General features: G+C 63.7%; 2 protein-coding genes and 2 pseudogenes. 3 read left to right on the top strand and 1 reads right to left on the bottom strand.

Going from position 1 to position 3,901, the window contains the following annotated elements; translation table 11 throughout:
* The first annotated feature begins 869 nt into the window (after positions 1-869).
* Both P3L51_RS35395 and P3L51_RS35390 read left to right on the top strand, forming a co-directional pair.
* Positions 870-1,412 carry a hypothetical protein gene (locus P3L51_RS35395; RefSeq protein WP_354609470.1) on the top strand — a complete coding sequence of 181 codons (543 nt, stop codon included), beginning with the start codon at positions 870-872 and terminating at the stop codon, positions 1,410-1,412.
* 621 nt (positions 1,413-2,033) lie between these two features.
* A complete protein-coding gene (locus P3L51_RS35390; protein ID WP_354609469.1) occupies positions 2,034-2,834 on the top strand; it encodes a hypothetical protein in 801 nt (266 codons plus the stop codon).
* A gap of 29 nt (positions 2,835-2,863) precedes the next feature.
* On the opposite strand, the pseudogene P3L51_RS35385 reads toward P3L51_RS35390, so the two are convergent.
* Positions 2,864-3,612, bottom strand: a pseudogene (locus tag P3L51_RS35385) (transposase).
* A gap of 129 nt (positions 3,613-3,741) precedes the next feature.
* Here P3L51_RS35385 and P3L51_RS36090 point away from each other — a divergent pair.
* Positions 3,742-3,879, top strand: a pseudogene (locus tag P3L51_RS36090) (IS5/IS1182 family transposase); the annotation flags it as partial.
* Positions 3,880-3,901: the final 22 nt, after the last annotated feature.

Raw genomic sequence — 3,901 nt, 5'->3', positions numbered from 1 at the left:
GCCAGCAGGTCGTCGATGCTGTGGGTGATCATCGCCAGGCCCACCCCGCGCTGCCGGTCCAGACGGCTGAGGTGAGGTGAGCGACGAATCCCCTCCATCGGGTGGTCTGCCCGCGGTGGGCACAGCGGGTCGAGGTGTCTGTCGTAGGGGGAGACGATCGCGCGCAAGGAGGGCGGCAGCCCGCCGTCTCGTCGGTGCGCCAGCGCAAGCGGCCCACCGGGTCGCGGTAGTAGTTCCGCACGACGATCTGCCGCAGGGCCTGCGCCTGGGGACCGAGCGCCGTGGCCGACATTGTTCACGGTGTCGCCCGAACCTGAGAAGTCCTTCTGAGCGTGGAACCGACCCAGATACGGCTGTTCGTGTCGTTCAGGAAAGTGACGGTGTGTTCTGCACCACCGGCCGCCGCTTCGGAGACACGGTCTTCGCCGCCGCCGAAGGAGCCTGGGACGCCGAGGTAACGGCAGACACAGTGACGACCGACAGAAGAGCGAGCAGAAGTGGCCGAAATGATACGAGTGATCTCACACGCATAGACGTGCCACCCAAATCAGGCATCGAATACGCACGCACGACGTACGCACGCGGTAGACGGTTCACCCTGCGGGCATCCAATTACGCCGCCTTCTACCGGATCGCACGAGGACACCAGTTCGGCTCGATGAGCTGGCACCCATGGTTTGGATACGGGGACCTTGGCTGACTCAACCCACCCGCTCGGGCTGGGTGCCCCTTGCTCTCGACAACTCTCCGATGGCTGGGAAAGCTGTCGGCTGTCCCGGACAAAAATCCAACTGCCCTGTCCGCCCGGTACCGCGTCCGCCATAGTGGTCCCCGAATATCGTTGTCCGGATAGATGGAGTGGACTGGTCGTGACACGAATAATCAGTAAGATCGGACGCATTCTGACAGTCAGTGGGGTGGCTGCGACATTGGCGTTGTCCATGAGTTCCCCGGCTTCGGCGGGCGCCCAGGCGGCGTACAGGGTCTGCGCCAAGGCGTACGTGCAAAGCTCCGGTTGGACGGCCGAACAGTGTGCCAACGCCGGACAGTCCCTGTCGGTCGGCGCGGCCGGAGGGGGGCGCGCGATCGAGGCCGTTCAGATGGCGGTCGCCGGGAGTCGTCTCTGCGCCACGGGCTATCGGCAGGGCAGTGGGTGGGGGGCTGAGAAGTGTGCCGCGTCCGGCACCCGTATCACGCTCGGCTCCGCAGGTACGGGGCTGCGCCTGGAAGCGGTGAGCTTCGGTGTGCAGACGGGGACGATTTGCGGCAACTCCTATGTGCAGGGCGTGGGCTGGAACCCGGTCTGGTACTGCGGGGTCAACGGCGAGACCAACGGGATCGGCACCACCGGGCAGAACAAACGTATGGAGGCCGTGTCCTTCATGATCTGTCGGTCGGCCGAAAGCTGCTGACCGGCTTTCCGCCGCGGCCCTTCATGATGGCGGCCGCGGCGGGAGCCTCCCGCATAACATGAGTGTCCGCCTTGACACGTTCGCCCCGACGCCCTCACCGTCCCGGACCGGCCAGTCGGCGGTACGAGGATGTCACGGCCGTCGGTGACCCTAGCGCCCGCTTTGCCCCGCCCGAACCGATCTGCCACCTCCAGCCACAACCGCCGCCGAAATCCCCAGGATTCAGTGCCCCCGGCACAGGATCCGAGTGCTGGCGCTTCTACGGCGACGTTGTGCTCAACAGCCACCTGCCGATGCCCAACCTGGTCGACGTGCCGGCTGTGGCGTACGTGGCGATGGATCCGATACGCAGGTCTCGCGTACGCGCTCAGTGCGCTGGCGCACGTTCGACGACACCCCTCGCCCCTCTCGCAGGCCCAGCGGGCACGCAAGGGCCGGACAACAAGACGCGCCCCGTTGCGGAAGGCCCTCCGAAATTGTCGCGCCGGTGAACCAAGCGCTCTCCAGGAGCGTTGTGCGTATGTCACCCTGTGGAATACGGCCCCATTCAGGGATAAAGCGAGGGAATGCTTCGTTGGCGGCCGAAATTTGGCCGTGGCGATAATTCGAGCGTGGGTAAACGTGCCCATCGCAGGTCATAAAGCAAGAAAGGAAAAATCGATGGATCCGGAACGATATCAAGATTCGGACGGCAACTCGGTGCCCTATACCCCGTCAGGGGCATCGTACCAACAGTCGGAGAGATCGCGCGCCGGTTATCAGGGCACGGAACCTCCCTATCTGATGGGTAGCGATGCCATGCAGGACACAGTCATGGCCAGGAATATACTGGAGGATGATGCCCTGACTCACTCTTACGAGCAAGATTCCTGGGGCGGTGCTCCGCCATTCATCGTCACGGAAAATGACCTCCAGGCCAGGCCTATTCAATACGCGCCGGATTGGAATCCATCGTTCTCCCATCTGGCCAACGCTTCGTGGGAAGCTCACAGTCAGTTTCCCCTCACGCAACCCCATGAGCGGGAGGCATACGAGACAGCCGTGAGCGGGGTGGTCGATGGTAAAATCCGGCAAGACTTTGCGCGTGCAGCATGGGGAGATCTTGATCAGATTGGCAGAAACTACGATCCGGATGACTCGGAGAATGAGTTCGCGCGCGAAATCTCTGTCCAAGCCGCCTTCGACGTGTCGACGTCAGCGTCGAAATTCAACACGGAAGGACAAAGATTGAGGAGCCTTCAAGCCGAAAGGGAAGCGGAAGTAAAGGCAGCGGAAGCAAGAAAGCGCATGGCAGCCTATGCTGCTGGTCCTTCTTCGGGAGACAAGCGGAATCGCGAGGGGGGCGGCAGCCCGTCCTCCAGTGCCGGAAGCCCCCCTCAGTATTCCCATAAAAGTCGCAAAAAAGGCCCTAGCCACTCATAACAAAAAGCACCACCTCGCAGTGAGCCTTTTCAGCGTTGCCTCTCCAGTGTGAGTACGGCCTTGGTGATGATGGTCATGCGGTTGGGGCTGATGCGGGATCTGCGGTAGATCTGCCAGGTCTTCAGTCGGGCCATGGCGCGTTCGACGGGAGGTCGGGCTTGGGCGAGGGCGCGGTTGGCGGTGCGTGGGGTGGGAGTGAGTTCTCCGCCAGGCGGTCGTCTGATCCCGGTGGTGACCCAGGGGCCGGCGTCTTGATAGGCGCGGTCGGCCAGGACGGGGGCCCCTTGCCGCTCGGAGATTCGGATGATGCGGTGGGTGCGGGCGGCGGTCAGGTCGTGGGTCCGTCCCGGCGGGGCGGGCGAGACCCACAGCACGTCGCCGGTGGGATCGGTGACGACCTGGACGTTCACGCCGTGCCTGCGGTGCTTGGCCGAGTAGTGGGCGGCTGTCGCCGACGCGGTCGCACTCGACGAGGGTGCCGTCCAGGAGTACGAATTTCCGGGTCTTCCCCCGTGCAGTGTCTTCAGCAGGCCCGGAGCGCGGTCGGCGAGCAGGCTGGTGACGGAGGTGACGCAGGCGTGGGCGGTGCCGACGGATATCCCGAACCCGGCGGCTATGCCGGCGAGGGTGTCGTGACGTGCAAGTACACGAGTGCGACCAGCGCACGCTGGTGCGGTGGAAGTTTGCAGCGGCGGTCACCCTCGCGGGTGACGATGAGCATCGTGACCCACTCGACCAGGGCGTGAGGCAGGTCGAGTGCGGCAGGATAGGAAACCAACGAGGCTCCTGTGCGAGGGGTTGAGGCTTCGAACATCTCCCTCAACGGCATGGGAGCCTCGTGCGTTTCGGCCCCGCGCCCGCCAGCAGCTTCGTCACCCGATCGGTGGTCACACTGAAAAGGCTCAATGAACGCACCATGTCCTGGCTGTCCGGCTACCGCTGACTCAACCACCGCTACGAACGTAATTCCCGCGACTACCTGGCCTTTCTCGGACTCGCAGCCGCTCTCTGCTGCTACAAATGGTTCCTCGAGCTGATCATGTAGGACACGGTCTAAGTTCGTCTGT

Origin of the sequence: Streptomyces panacea (assembly GCF_040560175.1) — a bacterium.
Classification (GTDB): Bacteria; Actinomycetota; Actinomycetes; order Streptomycetales; family Streptomycetaceae; genus Streptomyces; species Streptomyces panacea.
The sequence above is the reverse complement of the archived record's forward strand: the minus strand, read 5'-3'. Positions and strand labels throughout refer to the sequence as shown.